General features: G+C 66.6%; 22 protein-coding genes. 8 read left to right on the top strand and 14 right to left on the bottom strand.

Translation table 11 applies throughout. The annotated features are described in order from the left end of the window. Positions 1 to 70 precede the first annotated feature (70 nt). A complete protein-coding gene (locus tag POS17_RS10805) occupies positions 71 to 619 on the top strand; it encodes a YniB family protein (protein WP_060838528.1) in 549 nt (182 codons plus the stop codon). Here the strand turns inward: POS17_RS10805 and POS17_RS10800 are convergent. From POS17_RS10800 to pedF, 11 genes are all read right to left on the bottom strand, one after another. Next, entirely contained in the window at positions 593 to 1,444 is an 852-nt protein-coding gene (locus POS17_RS10800) for a VanW family protein (protein ID WP_060838527.1), read from the bottom strand. The two genes, POS17_RS10805 and POS17_RS10800, sit on opposite strands and share 27 nt — an antisense overlap. Positions 1,445 to 1,595: 151 nt before the next feature. After that, positions 1,596 to 3,323 carry a PAS domain-containing hybrid sensor histidine kinase/response regulator gene (locus POS17_RS10795; protein WP_060838526.1) on the bottom strand — a complete coding sequence of 576 codons (1,728 nt, stop codon included), beginning with the start codon at positions 3,321 to 3,323 and terminating at the stop codon, positions 1,596 to 1,598. After that, the gene (gene ercA, locus POS17_RS10790; protein ID WP_060838525.1) at positions 3,307 to 4,470 is read right to left on the bottom strand and encodes an alcohol dehydrogenase-like regulatory protein ErcA; all 1,164 of its coding nucleotides are present in this window, start codon (positions 4,468 to 4,470) and stop codon (positions 3,307 to 3,309) included. The genes POS17_RS10795 and ercA overlap by 17 nt, the downstream gene beginning before the upstream one ends. Positions 4,471 to 5,118: 648 nt before the next feature. Further along, positions 5,119 to 6,033 (bottom strand): pyrroloquinoline quinone biosynthesis protein PqqB, encoded by a 915-nt coding sequence (gene pqqB / locus POS17_RS10785; RefSeq protein WP_060838524.1) that lies wholly within the window; start codon positions 6,031 to 6,033, stop codon positions 5,119 to 5,121. Between the two features lie 61 nt (positions 6,034 to 6,094). Further along, entirely contained in the window at positions 6,095 to 6,166 is a 72-nt protein-coding gene (gene pqqA / locus POS17_RS30850; RefSeq protein WP_011060521.1) for a pyrroloquinoline quinone precursor peptide PqqA, read from the bottom strand. A gap of 697 nt (positions 6,167 to 6,863) precedes the next feature. Continuing rightward, positions 6,864 to 8,384 carry an acetaldehyde dehydrogenase ExaC gene (gene exaC / locus POS17_RS10780; RefSeq protein ID WP_060838523.1) on the bottom strand — a complete coding sequence of 507 codons (1,521 nt, stop codon included), beginning with the start codon at positions 8,382 to 8,384 and terminating at the stop codon, positions 6,864 to 6,866. Positions 8,385 to 8,669: 285 nt separating this feature from the next. Further along, positions 8,670 to 10,445: a PQQ-dependent alcohol dehydrogenase PedH gene (gene pedH / locus POS17_RS10775; protein ID WP_016967314.1), complete on the bottom strand. Its 1,776-nt coding sequence runs from the start codon at positions 10,443 to 10,445 to the stop codon at positions 8,670 to 8,672. Positions 10,446 to 11,166: 721 nt separating this feature from the next. Beyond that, on the bottom strand, positions 11,167 to 12,096 hold the full coding sequence (locus POS17_RS10770; RefSeq protein WP_060838522.1) for a quinoprotein relay system zinc metallohydrolase 1: 930 nt from the start codon (positions 12,094 to 12,096) through the stop codon (positions 11,167 to 11,169). 35 nt (positions 12,097 to 12,131) lie between these two features. Then, entirely contained in the window at positions 12,132 to 12,902 is a 771-nt protein-coding gene (locus tag POS17_RS10765) for a quinoprotein dehydrogenase-associated SoxYZ-like carrier (RefSeq protein ID WP_060838521.1), read from the bottom strand. A gap of 8 nt (positions 12,903 to 12,910) precedes the next feature. Beyond that, entirely contained in the window at positions 12,911 to 13,786 is an 876-nt protein-coding gene (locus POS17_RS10760; protein ID WP_060838520.1) for a substrate-binding periplasmic protein, read from the bottom strand. 5 nt (positions 13,787 to 13,791) lie between these two features. Further along, positions 13,792 to 14,253 (bottom strand): cytochrome c-550 PedF, encoded by a 462-nt coding sequence (pedF, locus tag POS17_RS10755; RefSeq protein WP_016967318.1) that lies wholly within the window; start codon positions 14,251 to 14,253, stop codon positions 13,792 to 13,794. A 253-nt stretch (positions 14,254 to 14,506) separates the two neighbouring features. Here pedF and exaA point away from each other — a divergent pair, with 253 nt between their 5' ends. Together exaA and POS17_RS10745 are read left to right on the top strand one after the other, a co-directional pair. Next, the gene (gene exaA, locus POS17_RS10750) at positions 14,507 to 16,402 is read left to right on the top strand and encodes a quinoprotein ethanol dehydrogenase (RefSeq protein WP_060838519.1); all 1,896 of its coding nucleotides are present in this window, start codon (positions 14,507 to 14,509) and stop codon (positions 16,400 to 16,402) included. A 186-nt stretch (positions 16,403 to 16,588) separates the two neighbouring features. Then, entirely contained in the window at positions 16,589 to 17,248 is a 660-nt protein-coding gene (locus POS17_RS10745; RefSeq protein WP_060838518.1) for a pentapeptide repeat-containing protein, read from the top strand. Positions 17,249 to 18,190: 942 nt separating this feature from the next. Here the strand turns inward: POS17_RS10745 and POS17_RS10740 are convergent. The 3 genes from POS17_RS10740 to POS17_RS32435 are packed head-to-tail and all read right to left on the bottom strand — an operon-like array spanning position 18,191 to position 20,225. Continuing rightward, positions 18,191 to 18,829: a response regulator gene (locus POS17_RS10740; protein ID WP_060838517.1), complete on the bottom strand. Its 639-nt coding sequence runs from the start codon at positions 18,827 to 18,829 to the stop codon at positions 18,191 to 18,193. Continuing rightward, positions 18,829 to 20,100, bottom strand: a complete 1,272-nt coding sequence (locus POS17_RS10735) for a sensor histidine kinase (RefSeq protein ID WP_060838516.1) — start codon at positions 20,098 to 20,100, stop codon at positions 18,829 to 18,831. Before POS17_RS10735 ends, POS17_RS10740 begins: the two co-directional genes overlap by 1 nt. A gap of 2 nt (positions 20,101 to 20,102) precedes the next feature. Next, positions 20,103 to 20,225, bottom strand: coding sequence for a hypothetical protein (locus POS17_RS32435; protein ID WP_019092738.1), 123 nt, complete (start codon positions 20,223 to 20,225; stop codon positions 20,103 to 20,105). 191 nt (positions 20,226 to 20,416) lie between these two features. Between POS17_RS32435 and POS17_RS10730 the strand changes: the two genes are divergently transcribed. The 5 genes from POS17_RS10730 to POS17_RS10710 all read left to right on the top strand — a co-directional run bounded on the left by POS17_RS10730 (position 20,417) and on the right by POS17_RS10710 (position 25,031). After that, positions 20,417 to 21,601 (top strand): ABC transporter substrate-binding protein, encoded by a 1,185-nt coding sequence (locus tag POS17_RS10730; protein WP_060838515.1) that lies wholly within the window; start codon positions 20,417 to 20,419, stop codon positions 21,599 to 21,601. 30 nt (positions 21,602 to 21,631) lie between these two features. After that, on the top strand, positions 21,632 to 22,606 hold the full coding sequence (locus POS17_RS10725; protein ID WP_060838514.1) for a YVTN family beta-propeller repeat protein: 975 nt from the start codon (positions 21,632 to 21,634) through the stop codon (positions 22,604 to 22,606). Further along, positions 22,603 to 23,361 (top strand): ABC transporter ATP-binding protein, encoded by a 759-nt coding sequence (locus POS17_RS10720; RefSeq protein ID WP_060838513.1) that lies wholly within the window; start codon positions 22,603 to 22,605, stop codon positions 23,359 to 23,361. The genes POS17_RS10725 and POS17_RS10720 overlap by 4 nt, the downstream gene beginning before the upstream one ends. Beyond that, positions 23,358 to 24,152 carry an ABC transporter permease gene (locus POS17_RS10715; protein WP_060838512.1) on the top strand — a complete coding sequence of 265 codons (795 nt, stop codon included), beginning with the start codon at positions 23,358 to 23,360 and terminating at the stop codon, positions 24,150 to 24,152. The genes POS17_RS10720 and POS17_RS10715 overlap by 4 nt, the downstream gene beginning before the upstream one ends. Positions 24,153 to 24,488: 336 nt before the next feature. Continuing rightward, positions 24,489 to 25,031, top strand: coding sequence for a PQQ-dependent catabolism-associated CXXCW motif protein (locus POS17_RS10710; protein ID WP_060838511.1), 543 nt, complete (start codon positions 24,489 to 24,491; stop codon positions 25,029 to 25,031). Positions 25,032 to 25,061: the final 30 nt, after the last annotated feature.

Raw genomic sequence — 25,061 nt, 5'->3', positions numbered from 1 at the left:
GCACCGCCCCTATCAGCCCGTGCCGGTGAAATATAGTATTGCGCCACTTTCTTCATGGCAGGACGCACAGATGAACTACACCCAGGCCCAATTGAAGTACCGGCTGCAGATTGGCGCAGGCGCATTGATGTTCACCGGCGCACTGATCTCCACGCTGTTCTCCACCCTGAAAATGCTCCACTGGCGCCTGGACAGCTACACCGCCATGGCGAGCACCATCAACCGCCCGATTCAGCAGTTCACCCTGATGGTCTCGGAAAACACCCGGGCCCTGGACTGGTTCTGGGACAACAGCCCGACCCCCGACTTCCTGCGCCTGAGCAACGCCGCGCACTGGAAGTTCCTGCTGATCTACCTGCTGATCTTCGTCGGCGCCGCCCTGTTCGCCTCGGGCCGGACGCTGATGCGCAAGGTCGAGGCCGTGGAACCGCTGATCGAGGCCCAGCTCAACGCCCCGGTCGAGGACGGCGTGCCCGCCAGGACCCTGCAACAGCTGGAGGAGTCGACCCGGGTGGAGCCCGCGCCAGCGTTCTTCAGCCAGACCCGCCTGCTGGTGGTCTGGCCCCTGGGCGGCGCCGCGGTCTACCTGGGCCTACTGTGGATGCTGGGCATCATCTGAGCCCGGCGCCGGCTGATCGAGCAGCGCCTCGGCCACCGGGTACTTGACCAGCACCCGGTTGCGATACAGGCACTCCTGGCGCAGCAGCTGGGCGTCCTGGCCCTTGGTGCGAATGTCGCGCCAGATCTGGTTCTCCCGGTACACCCGGGCGCCCTCGCGCACAAAGCGATGGGCCCGCTGGTAGACGTGATAGCGATACTCCCGCGGCCGCTCGCAGAGCAGCTCGCCCTCCAGTTGCTGCGCGCCGACCAGCAGCTTGAGCTGCAAGGTCTGCGGCCCGGGGTTGTACAGCACCAGATCGATGTAGTTGTAGAAGATCGCAGCGCCGGAACCGAAGGGCAGCACCCGGCCCTCGTCGGGGAACGGGTCGAAGCTGTGGTTGGCCCGCTCCACCACCTCAAGCGGCGAATGCAGCGCCATCCAGTGAATCAGGTTGCTCAGTTGGCAGATGCCACCGCCGATGCCGCTGCGGGCCTCGCCGAACGACAGCTCCATGCCTTCGACAAAACCGCGCCGGCGACTGGGCCGGCCCACCAGCTTGCAGAAGGAAAAATACTCGCCGGGGGCGATGCGCACGCCATCGATGCAGGCCACCGCCAGCTTGAGGTTGATCACCTTGTTGTGCTGCAGCGCCAGGTCGCAGTCACCCAGGGTGCGGATCAGTTTCGAGGTGTGCTTGATCAGCCGATGGGGCAAGCGCGGGCTGCCGGCCTCGGGCCGGGCGTAACGGCGCCCGGAACAGCGCCAGGCCAGGTGGCGCATCAGGCGCTTCTGGCGCACCCGCAGCCAGTACAGCAGCGGGTGATACGAGGACAGGGGTTTCATCGATGGGTCAACGGCGGCCCGGCGCGCTGGCGCAGGAGCCGGCTTCGTCCTTGAAAAAAAGAGCGGCATCTTAGCCGCAAGCCTGCCCCCACGCCAGAAGCCCCGCACCCGAGCGCCCCCTCCTCGGATGCCCCATGGAACCGGCCCGGCCCTAGCCCAGCAACTGGCTGAGCACGGCCCGCAGCTTGCCCGGCTTCACCGGCTTGTTGAGCAACGGCGCGCCCAGTTGCTGCAAGGCCCGGCGACACTGGTCGCTGCGGTCGGCGGTGATGATCACCGCCGGCAGCGGCTGCTGGAAGTGCTCGCGCAACTGCTGCACCACCTGGCACCCGGTGACCCCGTGATCCAGGTGAAAATCCGCCAGGATCAGCTCCGGCGCCCGACCCTGAAGCACCGCCAGGGCCGCCGCCTGATCGGTGGCGGTGAGCACTTCGCAGCCCCACTGCCCGAGCAGCGCGGCCATGCTCTCAAGGATGCTCAGCTCGTTGTCCAGCACCAGCAGACGCCGCCCCGGCAGCGGGTTGCCGGTGCCCGGCTGCGGTGCCTGCAAACTGATGGGCAATGGCACCCGGTCCGCCAGGGGCACCTCGATACTGAACCGCGAGCCCCGCCCCGGCCGCGACTGCACCTGCACCCGGTAACCGAGAATCTTGGCGATGCGCTCGACGATCGCCAGCCCCAGGCCCACCCCTTTGCGATCGGCGGCACGGCCCACGTCCAGCTGATTGAATTCGAGGAAGATCGATTCCAGGCGGTCGGCGGCAATGCCGCGCCCGGTGTCCCACACCTCCAGCCGCAGCTGATCGCCGCGACGCCGCGCCGCCAGCAGGATGCTGCCGCGCTCGGTGTAGCGGCAGGCATTGCTGAGGAAGTTGCGCAGAATCCGCGTCATCAGCCGCAGGTCGGTGAACAGGGCAAAGTCGCCAAAGCGCACCCGCAGCTCCAGGCCCGCCGCCTCGGCCACCGACTGGAACTCCGAGACCAGCGGCGCGAGCAACTCATCCAGGCGATAGACCGCAGGGTCCGGCTTGACCGCCGCCTGGTCGAGCTTGGAGATGTCCAGCAGATCGGTGAGCAGGTCCTCGGCGCCTTCCAGGGCCTGGTGGGTGCGCTCCACCAGCAGTTGCTCGGCCGCCGGCAGGCGCCGCTCGCGCAAGGTGGAGATCAGCAGGCGCGCGGCATTCAAGGGTTGCAGCAGGTCGTGGCTGGCGGCGGCCAGGTACTTGTCCTTGCTGCGATTGGCCGCCTCGGCGGCGTCCCGGGCCTCGCGCAGGTCGCGCTCGATGCGCTCGCGCCGGGCGATCTGCTGTTGCAGGTTGCGGTTGGCCTCCAGCAGCTCATCGGTGCGCGCCGCCACGCGCTGCTCCAACTGGTCGTTGAGCTGTTCCAGGCGCTGCTGGGCCAGCTTGCGTTCGGTGATGTCGGCGACAAAACCTTCCACCAGCCCGTCCTGGTCGGGCTTGAGCAGCAGGTTCATCAACACGTCGATACTGCTGCCGTCCTTGCGCCGCAACTGGGTTTCATAACCCAACAGGCTGCGCTGGCGCTGCAGCTGCTCGCCGATGGCGGCCAGTTCCGCGGCGCCGCCCACGAACAGATTGCCCGCCAGGTCGGCCAGGGAGAACAGCACTTCCTGCGGGTCCTGATAGCCCAGCATGCGCGCCAGGGCCGGGTTGGCCGCGCGCAGGCCGGCCTGCAGGCTGGCCTGGAAGATCCCGTGCACCGCGTGCTCGAACAGCCACTTGTAGCGGTTGCGCTCGGTTTCCAGGTCTTCCAGGCGCGCCGCCAGTTCCGGGTAGTGACTCTTGCGCGCCGAGTGATTGCCCAGCCCCAAAAGCCCGGCCAAGGCCCGTTGCTGTTCGTCAGAGGGCCTCGCCATACACCACCTCGACATCACGCTGGCTGGATTCGCGAGGGTTGGTGAGGATGCACGGATCGTCCATCGCATGCTGCGAGAGGAACGGAATGTCGCTGCTGCTGACCCCATGCAGGCTCAGGGTTTCGTGGAAACCGATGGCGTGCTTGAGGGCGATCAGGTGCTCCACCAGGCGCCCGCAGATCTGCCGCTGGTTGAGCCCGCGACAGTCGATGCCGAAGGTCTCGGCAATCACCTTGAAGCGCTCCGGCGCCGAGCTGTAGTTGAAGGCCACCACATGCTCCACCAGCACCGCGTTGCACAGCCCGTGAGGCAGGTCGAGAAAGCCCCCCAGGCTGTGGGACATGGCATGCACCGCGCCGAGAATCGCGTTGGAGAACGCCAGCCCGGCCTGCATGCTGCCGAGCATGATCTGCTCGCGCAGGGCGATGTCGCCGGGGTTGGCGATCATCTGCACCAGGTTGCCGTTGATCAGCCGCATGGCTTCCAGGGCATGGGGATCGGTGAGCGGCCCGTGGCCGGTGGAAACAAAGGCCTCGATGGCATGCACCAGGGCGTCGATGCCGGTGCAGGCAGAAAGAAACGGGTCCATGCCCAGGGTGGTTTCCGGGTCGATCAGCGACACATCCGGCACCACCGCCTTGCTGACGATGGAGAACTTCATCCGCTCCTGCTGGTTGGAGATGATCACGAACTGCGAGACGTCCGCCGAGGTGCCGGCGGTGGTGGGAATCATGATCAAGGGCGGGCTCGGCACGCGGATCATGTCCACCCCTTCGAACTCCAGGATGCTGCGCCCGTGGGCCACCACGATGCCGATGCCCTTGCCGCAGTCCATGGGGCTGCCGCCGCCGACGGCGACGATCACATCGCAGGCGTTTTCGCGGTAGACCTCGGCGCCCTGCATCACCTCCTCCACCCGCGGGTTGGGCGACACCTGGCTGTACAGGCAATAGTCGACACCCTGGGCCTGGAGACTGGCCTCGACATCGGCGACCCAACCGGCGGCAATCACCCCGGGGTCGCTGACCACCAGGACCTTGCGCGCGCCGAAGGTCTTCGCATAGTTGCCGACGTTATGCCGGCAACCGGCACCAAAGATGATTTCCGGAGACACGAACTTGCGCAGCAGACTGAGATTCTGGCTCATGACGGAAGCCTGTTTTCTTATTGTTCTGAAAGGAGAACGCCAGCCTAAAGCATCCGTTGCTGAAAGCAATCAGACCATCGGCGGACTTCGCAGCCTCGCAGGCCCTGTAGCCGCTGCCGCAGGCTGCGAACGGCACGAAGGGCCGCAGCGTTCTTGAGGCCGCTGCGGTTTTTGTGGGCGCTGGCGCGGGCATGGTCCTGCGGACCTTTGCGCAGCTTCGCCGTGGCTAACGGCACGAAGGGCCGCAGCGTTCTTGAGGCCGCTGCGGGTTTGGCGGGAGATCGTCAGGCAAGGCTCAGCAGCGGCTACAGGGCTACAGGGCCAGTGCCGATCCGAGGTTGTGTAGCCGCTGCCGCAGGCTGCGAACGGCACGAAGGGCCGCAGCGCCCTTGAGGCCGCTGCGGGTTTGGCGGGGATCGCCAGGCAAGGTCCTGCGGACCTTTGCGCAGCTTCGCCGTGGCTCAGCAGCGGCTACAGGGCCAGTATCGATCCGAGGTTGGTGTAGCCGCTGCCGCAGGCTGCGAACGGCACGAAGGGCCGCAGCGTTCTTGAGGCCGCTGCGGGTTTGGCGGGAGATCGTCAGGCAAGGCCCTGCGGGCCTTTGCGCAGCCTCGCAGGCTCGGCAGCGGCTACAGGGACCGGGTGGCGTCAGAGATGGATGTCCAGGCCGTCATGCGCCACTTCGATGCCGCGGCGGGTCAGCTCGGCGCGCTCGGCGGAGTCTTCGTCGAGGATCGGGTTGGTGTTGTTGATGTGGATCAGCACCTTGCGCGCCCGGGGAAAGCGGTCCAGCACCTCGAGCATGCCGCCGGGGCCGCTTTGCGCCAGGTGGCCCATCTCGCTGCCCAGCTTGTCGCCGACGCCACAGACGCGCATTTCATCGTCGCGCCACAGGGTGCCGTCCACCAGCAGGCAGTCGGCGCGGTCCATCCATTCCAGCAGGGCCTCATCCACCTGCCCCAGCCCCGGGGCATAGAACAGGCTGGCGCCGCTGCGCCGGTCCTCGATGAACAGGCCGATGTTGTCCCCCGGGTGCGGGTTGCCACGGTGGGGCGAATACGGCGGCGCGCTGCTGCGCAGGGCAATAGCCCGCAAGGCGAGGTCTGGGCAGGCCGGCAGGCTGAATTCGCGGCCATCGAGGTGGATGGGCTGCCACTGCAAGCCGCCGTTCCAGTGGCTGAGCATGTTGAACAGGGGGAGGCCGCTGCACAGGTCCTGATGGACCATCTCGGTGCACCAGACCTGATGCGGGCAGCCTTCGCGCAGGCTGAGCAGGCCGGTGCAGTGGTCGATCTGGCTGTCCAGCAGGATCACCCCGGCCAGGGCGGTGTCGCGCAAATGCCGGGCCGGTTGCAGCACCGGGAAGGACTCCAGCTGTGCGCGAATATCCGGCGAGGCGTTGCACAGGATCCAGTCGTTGCCGTGGTCGCTCAAGGCGATGGACGACTGGGTACGGCGCTGGGCGCGCAGGCTGCCGTCGCGCACCCCGGCGCAGTTGCGGCAGTTGCAGTTCCACTGGGGAAAACCACCGCCCGCCGCGGAACCGAGAATGCGGATATGCATGACGTGCTCCTGAAGGGCAAAAGACTCCGGCCAACACCAGGAGCGGCCGGAGCGGGACGGCTCAGCGGTTGGCGAAGTACATGGTCACTTCAAAGCCGATGCGCAGGTCGGTGTACGCGGGTTTATGCCACATGGGGTCAATCCTCTTGTTGTGCCGGACGATTCCGGTAGAGGCATTAATGCACGGGGCGCGCGGCGGCCGAATGCTACTTTGGGACGAGCCGGCGGGGTGCGTTGGTAGGGGCTGGGCGCACGTGTAGCCGCTGCCGCAGGCTGCGAACGGCACGAAGGGCCGCAGCGTTTTTGAGGCCGCTGCGGGTTTGGCGGGGGATCGTCAGGCAAGGCCCTGCGGGCCTTTGCGCAGCCTCGCCGAGGCTCGGCAGCGGCTACAGGGCCGGTGTCGATCCGAGGTTGGTGTAGCCGCTGCCGCAGGCTGCGAACGGCACGAAGGGCCGCGGCGTTCTTGAGGCCGCTACGGGTTTGGCGGGGGATCGCCAGGCAAGGCCCTGCGGGCCTTTGCGCAGCTTCGCCGGGGCTCAGCAGCGGCTACAGGGCCGGTGTCGATCCGAGGTTGGTGTAGCCGCTGCCGCAGGCTGCGAACGGCACGAAGGGCCGCAGCGTTCTTGAGGCCGCTACGGGTTTGGCGGGAGATCGCCAGGCAAGGCCCTGCGGGCCTTTGCGCAGCCTCGCCGGGGCTCGGCAGCGGCTACAGGATGGCGCAAGTTGAGGGGATCGGGGTCTCTAAAAAAACGGCGCGACGTCCACCCAAGACGTCGCGCCGTTGCCACACAAAGCGGGGCAGCACCCAACTACCCCGCCCTTTCTTGCCCTTAGAAGAAGCCCAGGGGGTTGATGTCGTAGCTCACCAGCAGGTTCTTGGTCTGCTGGTAGTGGTCGAGCATCATTTTGTGGGTCTCACGGCCCACGCCGGATTTCTTGTAGCCACCGAACGCGGCATGCGCCGGGTACAGGTGGTAGCAGTTGGTCCACACCCGACCGGCCTTGATCGCCCGGCCCATGCGGTAGGCGCGGTTGATGTCGCGGGTCCACAGCCCGGCGCCCAGGCCGAACTCGCTGTCGTTGGCAATCGCCAGGGCTTCGGCTTCGTCCTTGAAGGTGGTCACGCCCACCACCGGGCCGAAGATTTCTTCCTGGAACACGCGCATCTTGTTGTGGCCCTTGAGCAGGGTCGGCTGGATGTAATAGCCGCTGGACAGGTCGCCTTCCAGGCGCTCGGCGGCGCCACCGGTGAGCAGCTCGGCGCCCTCCTCCTGGGCAATCTGCAGGTAGGAGAGGATCTTCTCGTACTGCTGCTGCGATGCCTGGGCGCCGACCATGGTCTCGGTGTCCAGCGGGTTGCCGCGCTTGATCTTGACGATCTTCTTCATCACCTCGGCCATGAACGGCTCGTAGATCGACTCCTGCACCAGGGCGCGGGACGGGCAGGTGCAGACTTCACCCTGGTTGAAGAACGCCAGCACCAGGCCTTCGGCGGCCTTTTCGATGAACTTGGGCTCGGCCTGCATGATGTCTTCGAAGAAGATGTTCGGCGACTTGCCGCCCAGTTCCACGGTGGACGGAATGATGTTCTCGGCGGCGCATTTCATGATGTGCGAGCCCACCGGGGTCGAGCCGGTGAAGGCGATCTTGGCGATGCGCTTGCTGGTGGCCAGGGCCTCGCCGGCTTCGCGGCCGAAACCCTGGACGATGTTCAGCACGCCGGCCGGCAGCAGGTCGGCGATCAGCTCGGCGAAGATCATGATCGACAGCGGGGTCTGCTCGGCGGGCTTGAGCACCACGCAGTTGCCGGCGGCCAGGGCCGGGGCCAGTTTCCAGGCGGCCATCAGCAGCGGGAAGTTCCACGGGATGATCTGCCCGACCACGCCCAAAGGTTCGTGGAAATGGTAGGCGGTGGTCAGTTCGTTGATCTCCGCGGCGCCGCCTTCCTGGGCACGGATGCACCCGGCGAAGTAACGGAAGTGGTCGGCGGCCAGGGGCACGTCGGCGTTGAGGGTTTCGCGCACCGCCTTGCCGTTGTCCCAGGTCTCGCTGACCGCGAGGATCTCCAGGTTCTGCTCGATGCGGTCGGCGATCTTCAGCAGCACCAGCGAACGGTCCTGGGCGCTGGTCTTGCCCCAGGCATCGGCGGCGGCATGGGCGGCGTCCAGGGCCTTGTCGATATCGGCGGCGCTGGAACGGGGGAATTCGGCGATCACTTCGCCGTTCACCGGCGAGGTGTTGGTGAAGTACTGGCCTTCCACCGGCGGCACGAACTGGCCGCCGATGAAATTGCCGTAGCGTGGCTTGAAGGACACGACGGCGCCTGGGGTTCCGGGTTGTGCGTAGATCATGCTGAGCCTCTGCTGGTCGAGGCCTGTCCGACGACAGGCGATGGACCGATGGTAGAGAGCCTCGGGTGCCGGACGAATGCATCGTTGGCAGGGGGGCTCTCGTCATTTGGTCGTAGGTTGATTGCCCTGTGCGGGAGCCGGCTTGCCGATGAAGGCGCTCTTGCGGGCCTCTTCGCCAGCAAGCTGGCTCCTACGGTCGGCAGGGATATCCCGGGCTTTGTAGGAGCCGGCTTGCCGGCGAAAGCGGTCGTGCGGGCGCCTTCGCCAGCAAGCTGGCTCCTACGATTAGCGTTTGCTCACCAGGTCCTTGGGCAGCTTGAAGGTCCAGAGCATGCCGCCCTGGTTGAAGTCCTTGACCCGCTTGGCCACTTCGCCGCCCCACAGCGGCACCGCGCCGCCCCAGCCGGAGAGCACCGAGACGTACTGCTCGCCGTCCATTTCCCAGGTCACGGGCGAGCCCAGGACTCCGGAGCCGGTCTGGAATTCCCAGACCTTTTCGCCGGTCTTGGCGTTGAACGCCTGGAGGAAGCCTTCAGGCGTGCCGGTGAACACCAGGTTGCCCTTGGTGGTCAGCACCCCGCCCCACAGCGGCGCGAAGTTCTTGTGGCGCCAGACTTCCTTGCCGCTGATGGGGTCGATGGCCCGCAGCACGCCGATGTAGTCCTCGTTCAGCGGCTTGATGGTGAAGCCCGCGCCGAGGAACGCCGCGCCCTTCTTGTAGGCGATGCCTTCGTTCCAGATGTCCATCCCCCACTCGTTGGACGGCACATAGAACAGCCCGGTGTCGCGGTTGTAGGCCATGGGCATCCAGTTCTTGGCGCCGAGGAAGGCCGGGGCGACAAACACCGAACTGCCCTTGGCTTCGCTGCCCGGGGCGCCGGGACGGCTGGCCTCGTTGTAGATCGGCCGGCCGTTCTTATCCAGGCCGGTGGCCCAGGTGATCTTGTCGACAAAGGGGAAACCGCGGATGAACTTGCCGTTGGTGCGATCGAGCACGTAGAAGAAGCCGTTGCGGTCGGCGGTAGCGGCGGCCTTGATCTCCTTGCCGCCCTCCTTGTAGTTGAAGGAGATCAGCTCGTTGACGCCGTCGAAGTCCCAGCCGTCGTGGGGGGTGCTCTGGAAGTGCCACTTGATGGTGCCGTCGTCCGGGTTCAGGGCCAGGCGCGACGAGGAATACAGGTTGTCGCCAGGGCGCAGGTGGGAGTTCCACGGCGCCGGGTTGCCGGTGCCGAACAGCAGCAGGTTGGTTTCCGGGTCGTAGTAGCCGCCGAGCCACGGCGCCGCGCCGCCGGTCTTCCACAGATCGCCCGGCCAGGTCTTGCCCGCCTCGCCGCCGGAGATGCCGTTCTCGATGGCCTTGCCGTCCTTGTACACATAGCCCATGTGGCCTTCCACGGTGGGGCGCATCCACAGCAGCTCGCCGTTTTTCGGGTCGTAGGCCTGGATCTTGCCGACCACCCCGAACTCGCCGCCGGCGACCCCGGTGATCAGCTTGCCGTTGACGATCATCGGCGCCGCGCTGATGGAGTAACCCTCCTTGTGGTCGGCGACCTTCTTGCTCCACACCACCTTGCCGGTGTCCTTGTTCAGGGCCACCAGCTTGGCGTCCAGGGTGCCGAAGAACACCAGGTCGCCGTACAGCGCCACGCCGCGGTTGATCACGTCGCAGCACGGGCGGATGTCATCCGGCAGGCGCGCGTCGTACTGCCAGAGCTTCTTGCCGGTACGCGCATCCACCGCGAACACCCGCGAGTAGGAGCCGGTCATGTACATCACCCCGTCCTTGATCAGCGGCTGGGCCTGCTGACCGCGCTGCTTCTCGCCGCCGAAGGAGAAGGCCCAGACCGGCCGCAGCTCCTTGACGTTATCGACGTTGAGCAGGTCCAGCGGGCTGTAGCGCTGGCCCTGGACACCCAGGCCGTTGGTGACGATCTGCTGCGGGTTCTTCGGGTCCTGGAGGATCTCTTCATCGGTGACGGCGGCCAGGGCCGCGCTGGACAGCAGCATGGCGCTGAGCACCAGGCTCACGGCGAAAAAGGGACGACGTGGGGGTTGGGTCATGACGGCTACCTCGGCGGTTATTGTTGTTCCCGGGAAATTTTCCCGGTCTGCCGGGAATTCTTGGTCCCGGCCTGTTTGCCAACAATTGCCCGCAGTGCGGAGTTTTCTAGTTCCTTGGTACTGGAGGGGCAGAGGCAAGCTTCAAGCAACAAGCGGCAAGCAGGCGCCATGCCCCCGCACTGTAGCAGCTGGCTTGCCAGCGAAGGGGCCGGCAAGATCGCCTTCGCCGGCAAGCCGGCTCCTACAAGGCTCCACGCGATGTACCTGCCTACCGTAGGAGCTGGCTTGCCAGCGAAGAGGCCCGCAAGATCGCCTTCGCCGGCAAGCCGGCTCCTACAAGGCTCCACGCGATGTATCTGCCTATCGTAGGAGCTGGCTTGCCAGCGAAGAGGCCCGCAAGATCGCCTTCGCCGGCAAGCCGGCTCCTACAAGGCTCCACGCGATGTACCTGCCTACCGTAGGAGCTGGCTTGCCAGCGAAGAAGCCCGCAAGACCGCCTTCGCCGGCAGGCCGGCTCCTACAAGGCTCCACGCGATGTACCTGCCTCCCGTAGGAGCTGGCTTGCCAGCGAAGAGGCCCGCAAGACCGCCATCGCCGGCAAGCCGGCTCCTACAAGGCTCCACGCGATGTACCTGCCTCCCGTAGGAGCTGGCTTGCCAGCGAAGGGGCCCGCAAGACCGCCATCGCCGGCAAGCCCCCACAAGATCCCTCGCCACAAGGGTCAGTGATCGTCGATACGCTGCAGGCGCTGGCGCTCGTAACGCGGGTACAGGTGGCTGACGCTGCGGATCAGCTCGTAGCGGGTCAGGCTGATGCCGGCAAAACGCTCGGGGATCGGGCGGCGGATCATCTCACTCATGTCATCGCCCCGGGCCGCGCCGTCGCGCATCAGCTCATCGAGCCAACTCAGGTAGTCGCGCATCTGGGCAAAGGGCGCCGCATCGCTGGCCAGCGGCCCGTGCCCGGGAACGATCAGCTTCCACGGCAGGGCCTGCAAGGTGTCCAGGTCCTTGAGCCAGACACCGAGCCCCGGGCTGTTGGGGGTGGTCAGCGCCCGCTCGTAGAACACCAGGTCACCGGCAAACAGCACCCCGGTGTTCTCATCGAGAATCGCCAGGTCGGCACCGGTGTGCCCACTCAAACTGAGCAGGCGCAAGCGATGCCCGCCTACCTCAAGCACCCCGGGCTCCAGCACCCGGGTCGGCAGCACCACCTCGGTGCCGCGCATCCAGTCGCCGACCATGCGGTACAGGTTCTCGGCCATGGCGTCCCCCTGCTGGCGCAGCAGGTCGGCTGTGCCGGCCAGGGCGCCGATGGGCACATCGCCAAAGGCCTGATTGCCCAGCACATGGTCGGGATGATGGTGGGTCAACAGCAGCTGGATCACCGGCTTGTCGGTGGTGGCGGCAATCGCCCGGCGCAAGGCTTCGCCGTAGCGTTTCGACGGCCCGCTGTCGATCACCACCACCCCGCTGTCGGTGACGATGAACCCGGTGTTGACGATGTTGCCGCCGTTGGCCTTGGCGAAATTGTCGGTGCTGCCTTCCAGCAGCCAGGTGCCCGCGGCAATCTGCCGGGGCTTGAGTTGATAGTCCAGGTCGGCCCGGGCCGGCAGGCCCAGGCATAGCAGCAACAGCAGGATCCAACGCATGGTGCGCCTCGGCTCGGGTGGGTCAAAGGATGCGCTCAGGGCAGCTTGGCCTCGAACTGGTTGCCGCTGTTGTCGCGCAACAGCAAGCGGGTCTGCCCCGTCCCCTGGATGTCGAACCCCAGGTTGGGGTTTTCGCTGACCGCCGGGAACAGTTCGAGGCTGGCCAGAAGCTGATCGTTCGGGTCGCGCAGTTCGGCGTGGTTGAGAAAGAACTCGGGGATGCCGCTGACCAGGCCGTTGTCCATCGGGTGGGACACTTGCAGGCGCAGACGGCTGGCATCACCCCGGGGGTAACGCCCGCCCAGCACCTCGCCGATGTGCTCTTCCCAGCCCGGCTGGGTGCGCACCACGCTGGGGGCGGTGCAGCCGCCACCGGCGGCATCGATCAGGGTCGAGCCCACGTGCCACAGGCCGTCGCGGGTCTGCACCGCGGCGCGCAGCGGCGTGGCCTGCTCGATGCGGATGCGGATCGACAGCCAGGGCAGCACCCGCTCCCCCGGCACGAAATCGACAATGCGCGGCAAGGGGTTGAGCTCGGCCCAGGCGAGGATGCGCACCACGTCGCCGCTGAAGGCCCGGGCGTCGATCTCCAGCGGCACCTGTCGCGCATCCTCGGCAAAGGGCGGCGCCAGCAGCTTGACCCGGTCATCGAAGACGAACGCGGCATCGCCCAGCAATTGCTTGTGGTAGAAGGCCCACATCACCGAGGGCACCGGGTCCGCGCCCGGGGCCTGGGGATCGGCGGCCAGCGCCGGGGTCGCCAAGGGCAGCCAGCACGCCAGCAGACAGGTCGCTCGCCAGTTCATCGCAGCTCCTATTGATACATCTCCGGGACCTCGTAACGCAGGCCATAACGGGCGTACAGCGCCTGCAGGCGACCGTCGCGGATCAGCCCTTCCAGGGCCTCCTCCACGGCATAGGCCAGCTGGCGGTTGCTTTCATGCACCGCCATGCCGATCTCCCATACCTGCTTGCCCATGTTCGGGTAGGCGTTTTCCGCCAGGGCCAGCTGCGGGTCGGCGGCCTGGTGCAACTGCCAGTCGATCTCGCCGCGCATGGCCATCACCGCGTCCACCTGCCCGGCCCGCAAGGCACCGAAGGCCTGCTGCACGCTGGGGTAATGATGGGTCTTGGCACTGAGCATGCCGTTGAACACCGAGGTCAGGTAGAACGAGGGCACGCTGTCCACCTCGACCCCGATCGGGTGCTCCTGGAAAACCGCGACGCTGGCCACCGAGTCCAGCCGGCGGCGGTCGAACGCCACCTGCCAGCGCTCCTCCTGATAGGGGCCGAACATCACCACGTGATCGTTGGCCAGCTCCCCCAGTTCGTTGCGCTTTTGCGCGTAGTCGTGGTCGTAGGGCACGCGCATCATCAGGTCGGCCAACTGCTGGTGGCGCAGCGGGCTGCCGCGCCAGATGTAATCCCGCAAGTCGTCGTCGAGCTTCTCCCCAGGGGGCGCCCAGATCAGTTGCAGGCGCACCCCCAGGGTCTCGGCCAGGGCTTGCGCCAGCTCGACGTCGACGCCCCGGGGCTGGCCCTGGTCCTCGAAGCTGTAGGGGGCAAAATCCTGGTACACCGCCACCTTCAGCTCACCGGAGGCGATCATCGTGTCGTAGTTGCGCACCCCGGCCTGCGCCGCCGCGCAGCACAGCAGCAAGCCACTGAGAAACAGCGCCAGGCGGCCCATGGCAATCACTCCTCGACGCGCACGCTGTCCAGGTAGGTGCGCACCGCCCACAGGGCTTCCTGGCTCAGGTAGTCGGCCATCTTCGGCATGTACACCCGGCCATCGCGCACCGCGCCGTGGCGCACCCGCTCGACGAACCATTCATCCCCGGCTTCACCGGCATCGAGCATGCGCAGGTCTGGAGCGATACCGCCGGACTTGGCTTCCAGGCCATGGCAGGCGGCGCAGTTCTGGTTGTAGGCCGAGGCACCGATTTCCACTGCCTTGTCGTGCTCGGGCGAGGTGCGGTACGGGTTGACCGAAGCCCAGCCGTCGCCATCGACGCTCACCCCGGCGTCCTTGATCGGCGTCAGGCCCTTGGTTTCCACCGCCTGGGGCACCACGTTGCCATGAGCCCATACAGCACCGGTGGCCAAGGCACCGGTCAGCAGCCCTACCGCGAGCAAGGCGTTGCGTTTTGTTGTCATTGTTATGCCCTCAAGATTGCACGCAAGACCTCGCTACAGAGGCCATGGCGCCATCTTAGAAACAGCCGGCGGACGGCCGTATGCTGCTTTGGTGGTCGCGCCCTACTCCCTTGGTAGTAGGGCTTGTGGCGCGGGCCTAAATCAGGTGCCGCCCGGGAACTATTCCCGGCAAGGGCGGGACTTTTTCCGTATCTCAACACCCGCCCCGGGGCAGACCCTAGTCAGGCCAAAACCTCCACTGGGAACTGCAACCATGACAATAAGATCGCTACCCGCCCTTTCCCCCCTGAGCCTTGCCGTCCAGGCCCTGCTGCTGGCCGGCAGCCTGTCCCTGGGCACGGCGGCCACAGCGGCCACCACCCCGGCGGCACCTGCCAGCAAGAACGTCACCTGGGAAGACATCGCCAACGACCACCTGACCACCCAGGACGTGCTGCAGTACGGCATGGGCACCAACGCCCAGCGCTGGAGCCCCCTGGCCCAGGTCAACGACAAGAACGTGTTCAAGCTGACCCCGGCCTGGTCCTACTCCTTCGGCGACGAGAAGCAGCGCGGCCAGGAATCCCAGGCCATCGTCAGCGACGGCGTGGTCTACGTCACCGGCTCCTACTCGCGGGTGTTCGCCCTCGACGCCAAGACCGGCAAGCGCCTGTGGACCTACAACCACCGCCTGCCGGACAACATTCGCCCGTGCTGCGACGTGGTCAACCGCGGCGCGGCGATCTACGGCGACAAGATCTACTTCGGCACCCTCGACGCCCGGGTCATCGCCCTGGACAAGAACACCGGCAAGGTGGTGTGGAACAAGAAGTTCGGCGACCACAGCGCCGGCTACACCATGACCGGCGCCCCGGTGCTGATCAAGGACAAGACCAGCGGCAAGGTGCTGCTGATCCACGGCAGCTCCGGCGATGAATTCGGCGTGGTCGGCCAGTTGTTCGCCCGCGACCCGGACACCGGCGAAGAGGTGTGGATGCGGCCCTTCGTCGAAGGCCACATGGGCCGCCTCAACGGCAAGGACAGCACCCCCACCGGCGACGTCAAGGCACCGTCCTGGCCCGATGACAAGACCACCGAAACCGGCAAGGTCGAAGCCTGGAGCCACGGCGGCGGCGCCCCTTGGCAGAGCGCCAGCTTCGATGCCGAAACCAACACCATCATCGTCGGCGCCGGCAACCCCGGGCCGTGGAACACCTGGGCGCGGACCTCGAAAGACGGCAACCCCCACGACTACGACAGCCTCTACACCTCGGGTCAGGTCGGCGTCGACCCGAGCACCGGCGAAGTGAAGTGGTTCTACCAGCACACGCCGAACGACGCCTGGGACTTCTCCGGCAACAACGAACTGGTGCTGTTCGACTACAAGGGCAAGGACGGCAAGGTGGTCAAGGCCACCGGCCACGCCGACCGCAACGGTTTCTTCTACGTGGTGGACCGCAACAACGGCAAACTGCAGAACGCCTTCCCCTTCGTCGACAACATCACCTGGGCCAGCCACATCGACCTCAAGACCGGCCGCCCCGTAGAGAATCCCGGCCAGCGTCCGGCCAAGCCGCTGCCGGGTGAAACCAAGGGCAAGCCGGTGGAAGTCTCGCCGCCGTTCCTGGGGGGCAAGAACTGGAACCCCATGGCCTACAGCCAGGACACCGGGCTGTTCTACATCCCCGGCAACCAGTGGAAGGAGGAGTACTGGACCGAGGAAGTGAACTACAAGAAAGGCTCGGCCTACCTGGGGATGGGCTTCCGTATCAAGCGCATGTACGACGACCACGTCGGCACCCTGCGCGCCATGGACCCCACCACCGGCAAGCTGGTGTGGGAACACAAGGAACACCTGCCGCTGTGGGCCGGCGTCCTGGCGACCAAGGGCAACCTGGTGTTCACCGGCACCGGCGACGGCTTCTTCAAGGCCTTCGATGCCAAGACCGGCAAGGAGCTGTGGAAATTCCAGACCGGCAGCGGCATCGTCTCGCCGCCCATCACCTGGGAACAGGATGGCGAGCAGTACATCGGCGTGACCGTGGGCTACGGCGGCGCGGTGCCGCTGTGGGGTGGCGACATGGCCGAACTGACCAAGCCGGTGGCCCAAGGCGGTTCGTTCTGGGTGTTCAAGATCCCGAGCTGGGATAACAAGACCGCCCAGCGCTGACCGACTGGTGGCGAGGCGCTGGCGCCCGCTGGGCCGCGCAGTGGCCCCGAACCCTGCCCACGCGATAGCTCAGGCCTACCGCGTGGGCCGGGTTCACGACGGCTACGCCCCCGGGGCGCCGGCCGGTCCAGCGGGCGCCAGCGCCCTCGCCCCACCCGCCTTCACTCCCGCCTGGAGAACCGCACCATGAACTACCTGCCCCTGGTCCTGCTGTTGGGCCTGTCTCCCGCCTTTGCGGTGAACGTCGACGACGACGGCAACGATGTACCCCTGACCATCAATGGCTGCCTGATTGCCGAATCCAGCCAATGCCCGGGCGCCAACCTGCGCGGCGCCAACCTGGCCAACCAGGACCTGCGCAAGATGAACCTGGCCGGCGCCGACCTCTCCGGCGCCGACCTGCGCCATGCCCAGCTGGACCTGGCCAATCTGGAAAAAGCCCGCCTGCAAGGCGCCAACCTGACCCGCGCCAGCCTGCAACAGAGCAACCTGCGGCTGGCGGACTTCAGCGACGCCAAGCTGATGGCGATCCAGGGCTGGGGCCTGTTTGCCCAGGGCGCGCAATTCGAGAACGCCAACCTCAGCGCGGCCTACCTGCAATTTGCCCGGCTGTCCGGGGCCAAGCTGCACCGGGCCAACCTGCAAGCGGCGGACCTGGAGATGGCCTGGTTGAGCAAGGCGGATCTGCAAGGGGCCAATCTGAGCGAGGCCAATCTGCAGGAAGCCAAACTGGGCGAAAGCAATCTGGAACGCGCCGATTTGCGCGGGGCGCGGCAGCATTATGGGAATTTTCAGGATGCCAATATGGAGGGGTGCCAGGGGTGTCCGGGGACGTGGGATAAGTAGGGGGTTGGGGGCATAGCCGGTGCTGGGGGTATGGCCTCTGGTGGTTTCGCTTTTACAGCGGGGGTTGGGTACATATCCGTTGCTGCGGGTGCGGCCACTTAGGGTTTCGCTCTTACAGCGACTCACTTTTGAAAAGCGCAAAAGTAAGCAAAACGCTTCTGCCCCTCCACTCGGTGCCTCGCATAGCGAGGCATGCCCGAACTCCGGCATTGATCCGTGGGCCGCCGCAATGGGCCATCCATGGCCCAGTGCGGCTAACCCGGCGTCCTGCCGGGTTACCCACGGCTCAATGCCTGCGTTCGGCCATCGTGTCTAAGGGGGCAGGAAGATCAAAAACCAGATCAAGATCAACATCTGACGGCGGCCTACCGGCCGACCTGTTTCATTGCCGTTCGCGTTACATGTAGCCGCTGCCGCAGGCTGCGACCGGCTCCGCAGGAGACGCTAAACCTGCCTCCCCGATATTCCTGACCTATCGCGCCGCCTGGTTTTGCGAGCGCGAGCGCTCGTTCGCAGCCTTCGGCAGCGGCTACAAGGAGCCGGCCTGCGCAACTTGGCTTTTGATCTTGATCTTGATCTTCAGGCCCCTTCCCAGCCGGCCGAGCGCAGGCGTTGCGTAGGGGGCAGCTCGGCATGGATGCCGAGCTAGCCGCCACCCGGCCATGGATGGCCGGTTGGTGGCGGGCCCCCGGAGCAATGCCGGAGAGAGGGAACCCCGAGCCCCAGCGAGGGGCCCATGGAGGGGCAAGCGTTTTTGGTTCCTTTTTGCTGGGCCGGCACTCCGGCGTTTGTAAAAAGGGACTCGCCGTAAGGGCGAAACCCTAAGTGGCCGCACCCGCAGCAACGGATATGTACTCCATCCCAATCTCCGTAGTCAGGGCGAAACCGCCATAACCTCTGCAACGGATACGCCCTCAATCCCCTAGCCCCAACTGCCCCCCCTCACCCCGCCACCCGCACCACCCCCATATCAATCCCCAAATGCACCAACTCCGCATGGGAGCTGACCTGCAGCTTGCTCTTGAGCAAGGTCAAATGGTTCGACACAGTCTTGGCGCTGATGCACAGCTGCTCGGCAATCACCCGCGCCGGGGTGCCCTTGGCCAGCATCACGAAGATCTCCAGCTCGCGCTGGGTCATGCTCTGCAAGCGCGGGTCGCTGGCGTTCTGCGCCGGGGTGCAGGCCAGTTGGGTGGCCAGGGGCTGTTCGATGTAGGCGTGTCCGGCCAGCACCCGGTGCACCGCTTCGATCAGCACCTGGGGTGCGGAGTTCTTGGTCAGGTAGCCCGAGGCACCGGCCTCCAGGGCCTGGCGCACCAGGGGCAGTTCGTCGTGCATGCTGAAAAACAGCACCCGCAGTTGCGGCAGGCGCTGGCGCAGGCGGCGGGTGGTCTCCAGGCCGCTGATGCCCGGCAGGCCGAAATCCATGATCACCAGGTTCGGCACTTCTTCAGCGACCCGGGTCAGGGCTTCTTCGCCGCTGGCCGCTTCGCGCACCTGCATCGCCGGCAATACCGCGCGCAGCAGGCTGGCGTAACCCTGGCGAACCACGGCGTGGTCATCCACCAACAAGATGTTCATCAGGCCTCCACGGGCATGTTCAGGGGCATGTTCAAGGCCAGCGCCCAACCGGCGCCGGGACGGCTGAGGATGTGCAGTTCGCCCCCCAGGCTGCGGGCCCGTTCGGCCATCGAGTGCAGGCCGACGCCGGGGCGCTGGGGCTGGCGTGCGCCGCATCCGTTGTCGCGCACCAGCAGGCGTAGGCCCCGGGCGCTGCGTTGCAGGCGCACCCGCACCTGGCTGGCGCCGGCGTGCCGCGCGACGTTGGTCAGCGCCTCTTGCAGCAGACGGTAGAGGTGGGTCTTGCTGGCGTCGGGCAACGCCGGCAGGTCGGCGCCGACCCGCAATTGGCAGTCGATGCCCTGGCTGTCCTGCCATTGGCTCACCAGCAGGCCGAAGGCTTCGGCCAGCGGCAGGTGCTGCAGCACCACCGGGTACAGGTCCTGCACCAGGGCGCGAAAGCCCTGCTGCAAGCGTTCGCAATTGAGTTCCAGGGCCTGGGCCGTGTGTTCCACCACCGTGGGCTGGCCGCTGACCATGCGCAGCAGGCAAACCTGGGCGCGGATGCCCGCCAGGTATTGCCCGAGGTCGTCGTGCAGGGTCTGCGCCAGGTAGGTGCGTTCGCGCTCCTGCACCGCCAGCAGGGCCTGGGTCAGTTGCGCGTTGTCGGCCCGGGTCTGCTCCAGGGTCGCGGTCATGCGGTTGAAGTGTCCGGCCAGTTGTCGCGCTTCCGGCAGGCCGGCCTCGCGCAGGCGCACCGCCAGTTGCCCGCCGGACACCTGCTGCAAGGCCCGCAGCAAATCATCCAGCAAGCCCATGCCCCGACGTACTGCCCAGCGGATGGTCAGCAGGCTCAAAAGCAGGGCCAGGCCGCACAGGCTCAACAGCTGTTGCAGGGAATCCCAGACTTCATCGATCTCATCCCGCGCGTCCACGGCGATCAGCACCCGGCGGCCGTCGCCCAGGTCCAGTTCGCGGGCGCTGTGGCGGCGGTCGCTGAACAGCTGGCGGCCAAGCCAGGCGTCCAGCCCGGCCTGCTCGGGCATGCGCGCCGCCTCGTCCGGCCCCAGCCAGTGCACCCGCACATGGCGCAGGCTCTGGGTGAGATGCGGTTGCAGGCCCGCCGGGTTGCGCTCGGCGCTGTCGCTCAAGTACTCCACCACCGCTTCGGCGGACTGCAGTTCACGCTCGACATCGGCCACCGCCTGATGCAGCAGCAAGCCGGCGCAGGCCAGGGTCACCACGGCAAAGAACACCGTGACCCACAGGTTGATCCGCCACAGCGCCGACATGCCTAGCGCCCCGGAACCAGCGGCACCGCCAGGGGCACGACCGGGCGCGGGCCGTGCAGGCGATCGACGCCGATCAGGCTGAGGATCAGCAGCAAGGGCAGGAGCAGCACTTTGATGATGCGCATGGGCGTCGCTCTCAAGGTTCGGGCTCAGGGTTCGGGGCAGATTCAGGCCAGGATCGAGGCCGCTGGGACCATGCTAAGACCGCCGCGCCCGCGCCGGGTTACTACCTTGGTACTGCCCGGGCGCTACTTTCTGCATATTTCCCCGCCCCGACGCTGTTCCTATGCTGGCGCCACCTGCCGTGGAGCGCCCTATGCACAAGCCTGCCCCGCTTATCCCGACTTGCCTGCTGGTGCTGGCCTCGCTCCTGCTGCCCCTGAGCGCCAGCCAGGCCAGCGAGGAACCCTTGCAGGTGCGCATCGGCTACCTGGGCTATCGCCCCGACCCCGGCCCGCTGCTGTCCAACATCATCCCCGAGCCCGCCGACGCCGGTCTGCAAGGCGCCCAGTTGGCGATTGTCGACAGCAACAGCACCGGGCGCTTTCTCAAGCAGCAGTTCCAGCTCGACAGCGCCAGCGTCGACAGCCCCGAGGCACTGCTGCAAGCCGCCAGGGCCCAGCACGACCAGGGCCTGCGGCTGTTCGTGGTGAATGCCCCGGCGGCCAGCCTGCGGGAGTTGTCGGCGGCCCTGCCCGACAGCCTCTTGTTCAACGCCGGCAGCCCCGACGATGCCCTGCGCAGCAGCCAGTGCCTGGGCAACGTGCTGCACAGCCTGCCCGGCCGGGCGATGCTGGCCGACGCCCTGGTGCAGTTCATGGTGCTGCGCAAATGGCAGCGGGCCTTGCTCATCGTCGGCCAGACCGAAGACGACCGCGCCTACGCCGACGCCTTGCGCCGGGCCATGCAGCGCTTCGGCCTGAAGATCGTCGCCGAGAAAGCCTGGAGCTTCGACAACGACCAGCGCCGCAGCGCCCAGGCCGACATGCCGCTGTTCACCCAGACCGCCGAATACGACGTGGTGCTGGTGGCCGACGAGCGCGGCGATTTCGGCGAATACCTGCCCTACCAGACCTGGTACCCGCGCCCGGTGGCCGGCACCCAGGGCCTGACCCCCACCGGCTGGCACAAGAGCGTCGAGACCTTCGGCGCCGCGCAATTGCAAAAACGCTTCGAAGCCCAGGCCGGGCGCTGGATGAACGACCGCGACTTCGCCGCCTGGATGGCCGTGCGCAGCGTCGCCAGCGCCGTGAGCAAACTGCGCCAGGCCGACCCGCGGGCCTTGCAGGCGCTGCTGCTCAGCGATCAGCTGCCGCTGGACGGCTTCAAGGGCCGCAAGCTCAGCTACCGGCCGTGGAACGGCGAACTGCGCCAACCGATTCCCCTGGTGCAACCCCGAGCCCTGGTCAGCACCTCGCCCCAGGACGGTTTCCTGCACCCCTTCAACGAAATGGACAGCCTGGGCTACGACCGCCCCGAAGTAACCTGCCGCTACCCCTGATCCGATCACCACAACAACAAGGAATCCGCCATGCGCCGCCCTCTTCTCTGCCGCTCTGCCCTCTGCGCGGCCCTGCTGCTCGCTGCCGGGCACGCCATGGCCGCCACGGCCTGGGTCTCCAACGAAAAGGACAACAGCCTGAGCCTGATCGACCTGCAGACCCTGGAAGTCACCCAGACCCTGCCGGTGGGCCAGCGCCCGCGCGGGCTGCTGCTGTCCCATGACAACAAGCTGCTGTACATCTGCGCCAGCGATTCGGACCGGGTCCAGGTGATGGACGTGGCCACCCGCAAGATCATCAAGGAGCTGCCGTCCGGCAAGGACCCCGAGCAGTTCGCCCTGCACCCCAACAACCGCTGGCTGTACGTGTCCAACGAGGACGATGCGCTGGTCACGGTGATCGACACCGAGACCGCCAAGGTCCTCGGCCAGATCAACGTCGGGGTCGAGCCCGAGGGCATGGCGGTGAGCCCTGATGGCAAGTGGGCGGTCAACACCAGCGAAACCACCAACATGCTGCACTGGATCGACACCAGCACCCAGACCCTGGCCGACAGCACCCTGGTGGACCAGCGCCCGCGCTTCGTCGAGTTCAACCAGGACGGCTCAAGGCTTTGGGCCTCGGCGGAAATCGGCGGCACCGTGACCATCCTCGACGTGGCCACGCGCCAGGTGCTCAAGACCCTGAACTTCAAGATCAAGGGCGTGCACCCGGACAAGGTGCAGCCGGTGGGCATCAAGCTCAGCGCCGACGGCAAGTACGCCTTCGTCGCCCTGGGCCCGGCCAACCATGTGGCGGTGATCGACGCCAAGACCTACGAGATCCTCGACTACCTGCTGGTGGGGCGGCGGGTCTGGCAGCTGGCATTCACCCCGGACCAGAGCCAGCTGCTGGCCACCAACGGGGTCAGCGGCGATGTCTCGGTGATCGATGTCAACAGCCTCAAGGTGCTCAAGTCGGTGAAGGTCGGGCGCTATCCCTGGGGCGTGGTGGTGACCCCATGAACGCTTTGGAGGTCAGCCAGCTGAGCTTCGCCTACGGCCCGCGCCAGGCCCTCGATCAGGTCAGCCTGAGCCTGGCTCCCGGGCGCTTTGCTGCCCTGCTGGGGCCCAACGGCGCCGGCAAGTCGACCCTGATCGCCCTGCTCACAAGGCTCTACGACCTGCAGCAGGGCGACATCCGCGTCGGCGGCTGCTCCCTGCGCAACGCCGCCCGGGCCGCCCTGCGCCAGCTCGGCGTGGTGTTCCAGCAAAGCACCCTGGACCTGGACCTGAGCGTTGAGCAGAACCTGCACTACCACGCCGCGCTGCACGGTTTGTCGCGGCGCCAGGGCCAGGCGCGGATCGACGCCGAACTGGCGCGCCAGGGCCTCACCGAACGGCGCCGGGAGAGCGTGCGCGCCCTCAATGGCGGCCACCGCCGGCGGGTGGAAATCGCCCGCGCCCTGCTGCATGAACCGCGCCTGCTGCTGCTCGATGAAGCCAGCGCCGGCCTCGACCCGGCCAGCCGCCTGGCCCTCAACCGACACATTCGCCAGCTGTGCCAGGAGCAGCGCCTGAGCGTGCTGTGGACCACCCACCTGCTGGATGAAGTGCAGGCCGACGACCAGTTGCTGATCCTGCATCAGGGGCGCCTGGTGGCCAGTGGCGTGGCCAGCGCCATCAGCCAGCAACAGGGCGGCGATCTGAGCACGGCCTTCGCCCGCCTGACCCAGAATCCCCAGCCGCGCCCGGCGCCGATCGGAGAACCACTCGCATGAACGCCTACTGGCAGTGCCTGCGCGGCATCGTGCTGCGCGAATGGCTGCGCTTCGTGCTGCAGCGCACACGCTTTCTCAGCGCCCTGGTGCGGCCTCTGCTGTGGCTGCTGGTGTTCGCCGCCGGCTTTCGCGCGGCCCTGGGCATCGCCATCATCGAGCCCTACAGCACCTACATTCCCTACGAGGTCTACATCGTCCCGGGGCTGGCCTGCATGATCCTGCTGTTCAACGGCATGCAGGGCTCGCTGTCGATGGTCTACGACCGGGAAATGGGTAGCATGCGCGTGCTGCTCACCAGTCCCCTGCCCCGGGCCTTCCTGCTGGCCAGCAAGCTGCTGGCCACCTCGCTGATCTCGCTGCTGCAGGTCTACGCCTTCCTCGCCGTGGCCTGGCTGTATGGCGTGCAGCCGCCGGCCATGGGCCTGCTGGCGGCGCTGCCGGCGTTGCTGCTGGTGGCCCTGATGCTCAGCGCCCTGGGGTTGCTGCTGTCCAACGCCATCCGCCAACTGGAGAACTTTGCCGGGGTGATGAACTTCGTGATCTTCCCGCTGTTCTTCCTGTCCTCGGCGCTGTACCCGCTGTGGAAGATGCTCGAAGCCAGCCCCTGGCTGTACTGGCTGTGCGCCCTCAACCCCTTCACCCACGCCGTGGAGCTGGTGCGCTTCGCCCTGTATCAACGCCTCAACCTCCTGGCCCTGGCGGTGTGCCTGGGCCTGACCCTGGTGTTCTCCCTGCTGGCGGTACTGACCTTCAACCCGCAACACGCCGCCCTGCGCAAAAGCACCGCCTAAACATCTCCAGATAAAGAGCCTCTGTAGCCGCTGCCGAGCCTTGGGCGAGGCTGCGACAAGGGCCGCAGGACCTTCCAGCGATACAAAGACCGGCACACAGCTGTGAAGAGAACCCGGTGGACTGTCCTGCTGGACCGCGTCGGCAGGTCTGGCGTCTCCTCCGTCGGAATGCCGCCCAAGCCGTTCGCAGCCTGCGGCAGCGGCTACAGACAACTACAAGAGCGTCACCCAGCCAGGACCTACGACTTTGGTACTGCTTTTGCTGTCGATGGTCGCATTCACAAATGCACCCGCGCTGGCATGTAATGGGCGCATAACAAGAAGGACAACCCCCTTATGCCCCGTGCCCTGCAGACCCTGGCCCTGCTGTCCCTGAGCCTGACCCTGGGAATGGCCCAGGCCGAGACGCCGCTGTTTTCCGCCGACGGCTATCGCACCAGCCTCTACCGCAGCCCGACGCCCACGCAGATCGAGGTCGCGCAGATCATCGACACCCAGGGTTTGCAGGCCCTGCTCCAGGCGCAACCCAAACCCCTGCTGATCGACGTCTATCGCCGGCAATGGCTGCAAGGCCGCTTCATCGACAGCGAGCCCCACGCCAACCTGCCCGGCAGCCACTGGCTGGCCAATACCGGCGACGGCGAGCTGAGCCCCGAGTGGCAAGGCTACTTCAGCCGCTACCTGCAGCAGCTCAGCGCCGGCAACCTGCAACGACCGCTGGTCTTTTATTGCCGCGCCGATTGCTGGCTGAGCTGGAACGCGGTAAAACGCGCCGCAGCCCTGGGCTATACCTCCCTCTACTGGTATCGCGACGGCCTGGACGCCTGGGAGGCCGCCGGCTTGCCCGTGGTGGCGGCCCAGCCGGAAGCCTTTCCCTGAAGCCGCCAGCGCGCCCCCGCACAATCACAA

This window comes from Pseudomonas sp. Os17, assembly GCF_001547895.1.
GTDB lineage: Bacteria > Pseudomonadota > Gammaproteobacteria > Pseudomonadales > Pseudomonadaceae > Aquipseudomonas.
Note: the sequence above shows the minus strand (reverse complement) of the source record. Positions and strands in the feature narration are given on the sequence as shown.

Coding starts and splice junctions, on each gene's coding strand:
- POS17_RS10805 (WP_060838528.1), top strand. CDS start 71: ATGAACTACACCCAGGCCCAATTGAAGTACCGGCTGCAGATTGGCGCA.
- POS17_RS10800 (WP_060838527.1), bottom strand. CDS start 1,444: ATGAAACCCCTGTCCTCGTATCACCCGCTGCTGTACTGGCTGCGGGTG.
- POS17_RS10795 (WP_060838526.1), bottom strand. CDS start 3,323: ATGGCGAGGCCCTCTGACGAACAGCAACGGGCCTTGGCCGGGCTTTTG.
- ercA (WP_060838525.1), bottom strand. CDS start 4,470: ATGAGCCAGAATCTCAGTCTGCTGCGCAAGTTCGTGTCTCCGGAAATC.
- pqqB (WP_060838524.1), bottom strand. CDS start 6,033: ATGCATATCCGCATTCTCGGTTCCGCGGCGGGCGGTGGTTTTCCCCAG.
- exaC (WP_060838523.1), bottom strand. CDS start 8,384: ATGATCTACGCACAACCCGGAACCCCAGGCGCCGTCGTGTCCTTCAAG.
- pedH (WP_016967314.1), bottom strand. CDS start 10,445: ATGACCCAACCCCCACGTCGTCCCTTTTTCGCCGTGAGCCTGGTGCTC.
- POS17_RS10770 (WP_060838522.1), bottom strand. CDS start 12,096: ATGCGTTGGATCCTGCTGTTGCTGCTATGCCTGGGCCTGCCGGCCCGG.
- POS17_RS10765 (WP_060838521.1), bottom strand. CDS start 12,902: ATGAACTGGCGAGCGACCTGTCTGCTGGCGTGCTGGCTGCCCTTGGCG.
- POS17_RS10760 (WP_060838520.1), bottom strand. CDS start 13,786: ATGGGCCGCCTGGCGCTGTTTCTCAGTGGCTTGCTGCTGTGCTGCGCG.
- pedF (WP_016967318.1), bottom strand. CDS start 14,253: ATGACAACAAAACGCAACGCCTTGCTCGCGGTAGGGCTGCTGACCGGT.
- exaA (WP_060838519.1), top strand. CDS start 14,507: ATGACAATAAGATCGCTACCCGCCCTTTCCCCCCTGAGCCTTGCCGTC.
- POS17_RS10745 (WP_060838518.1), top strand. CDS start 16,589: ATGAACTACCTGCCCCTGGTCCTGCTGTTGGGCCTGTCTCCCGCCTTT.
- POS17_RS10740 (WP_060838517.1), bottom strand. CDS start 18,829: ATGAACATCTTGTTGGTGGATGACCACGCCGTGGTTCGCCAGGGTTAC.
- POS17_RS10735 (WP_060838516.1), bottom strand. CDS start 20,100: ATGTCGGCGCTGTGGCGGATCAACCTGTGGGTCACGGTGTTCTTTGCC.
- POS17_RS32435 (WP_019092738.1), bottom strand. CDS start 20,225: ATGCGCATCATCAAAGTGCTGCTCCTGCCCTTGCTGCTGATCCTCAGC.
- POS17_RS10730 (WP_060838515.1), top strand. CDS start 20,417: ATGCACAAGCCTGCCCCGCTTATCCCGACTTGCCTGCTGGTGCTGGCC.
- POS17_RS10725 (WP_060838514.1), top strand. CDS start 21,632: ATGCGCCGCCCTCTTCTCTGCCGCTCTGCCCTCTGCGCGGCCCTGCTG.
- POS17_RS10720 (WP_060838513.1), top strand. CDS start 22,603: ATGAACGCTTTGGAGGTCAGCCAGCTGAGCTTCGCCTACGGCCCGCGC.
- POS17_RS10715 (WP_060838512.1), top strand. CDS start 23,358: ATGAACGCCTACTGGCAGTGCCTGCGCGGCATCGTGCTGCGCGAATGG.
- POS17_RS10710 (WP_060838511.1), top strand. CDS start 24,489: ATGCCCCGTGCCCTGCAGACCCTGGCCCTGCTGTCCCTGAGCCTGACC.